This window comes from Paractinoplanes polyasparticus (assembly GCF_019710575.1).
Taxonomy (GTDB): domain Bacteria; phylum Actinomycetota; class Actinomycetes; order Mycobacteriales; family Micromonosporaceae; genus Actinoplanes; species Actinoplanes polyasparticus.
Genome location: NZ_JAHWFK010000114.1, coordinates 1 through 1,312, shown reverse-complemented (window position 1 = coordinate 1,312; position 1,312 = coordinate 1). Strand labels below are relative to the sequence as shown.

The 1,312-nt window shown below is 66.5% G+C and carries 2 protein-coding genes; both read left to right on the top strand.

Translation table 11 applies throughout. The features are described 5' to 3' along the window. A partial coding sequence (locus tag KXC43_RS50245; RefSeq protein WP_221383427.1) for an ester cyclase occupies positions 1–389 on the top strand: 389 nt, incomplete at its 5' end. 144 nt (positions 390–533) lie between these two features. Further along, complete coding sequence (locus KXC43_RS50240; protein ID WP_221383426.1) at positions 534–1,307, top strand: alpha/beta fold hydrolase; 774 nt, start codon at positions 534–536, stop codon at positions 1,305–1,307. Positions 1,308–1,312: the final 5 nt, after the last annotated feature.

Genomic DNA, 1,312 nt, shown 5'->3' with positions numbered 1-1,312 from the left:
CGGATTTCGACATCCAGGATTTCTACCGCCGCTACGTCGAAGTGATCAACGCGCACCAGTGGGACCGCGTGGGCGAGTTCATGGACGACACCGTCCTGTACCACGGCGAGCCCGTGACGCGCGAGCAAGGAATCGCCAACTTCGAAAGCATCACCGATGCCATTCCCGATCTCAAGGTGGAGGTCGTGCGGACCGTCATCGCCGGCGACACCATCGGCACTCACGCCATCCACCGCGGCACCCCGGTGAACGAATGGCTCGGGGTGGCCCCCAACGGCAAGCCGATCGAAGTTCACGAGATCACGACCTACAAGGTCCGTGACGGCAAGTTCGTCCAGATGTCCAACGTGTGGGACATCGACGCCTTGCGCAACCAGCTGTCGAGCTGAACAGGGAGCGCTTCAACCGCTACGCCGAGAGGCCTCGCGATTCCGGAAAGCCCCCGGGACCGTGAGGCCTCCGGTTCGAACCTCGCCATCCGGGCCGACCGGCCTTACCAACTCAACGATGATCTGGAACCGAAGGGACAGGCGATGTCCAGCAACAAGAGTCGTACGCGCGTGTTGGTCCATGGCGCTCCGGAGACCTCGGCGATCTGGCGGCCACTGGTGGGCGAACTGGCCGCGCTCGGCGTCGAGAACGTGGTCCTGCTGAGTCCGCCCGGCTTCGGCGCACCACTGCCGGAGGGATTCGATGCGAATCTCGACGGCTACCGGGACTGGTTGATCGGTGAGCTGACAAAGTTCGACGCGCCGGTCGACCTCGTGGGCCACGACTTCGGCGGCATTCACGCGGCCTGGGTCATGATGGAGCGTCCCGGCCTGATCCGCAGCTGGGTCAACGATGTGCTCGGTGTCCTGGAGCCGGACTACGAGTGGCACGAGACGGCCAAGATCTGGCAGACCCCGGAGGTCGGCGAGGCGTTCAGCAAGGAAGTGTTCACCGGCACCGTCGCTCACCGGGCCGACCTGCTGCGGAAGGCAGGCATCCCGTCACCGACAGCCGACCAGGTGGCCCCGGCCCTGAACGCCGACATGGAACGCGCGATCCTGTCGCTGTACCGTTCGGCCGCCCAACCCGTGATGGCCGAGCGGGGCCGGAGCCTGCCCAAAGCCGGCACCCGGCCGGGTTTGGCCGTCATCGGCACGGCCGACCACGCCGTCGGCTCGGTCGACCAGCGCCGCCGGGCCGCCGAACGCGCCGGGGCCAAGGAGATCCAGGTGATGGAGGGTTCCGATCACTGGTGGATGCTCGAGGACCCGAAGCGAGCCGCCCTCATGCTGACCGCGTTCTGGGCGACGGTCTGACGCCA

What these genes read in the sequence shown, in the direction of transcription:
- KXC43_RS50240 (WP_221383426.1), top strand. Translation starts at nt 534, where the DNA reads ATGTCCAGCAACAAGAGTCGTACGCGCGTGTTGGTCCATGGCGCTCCG.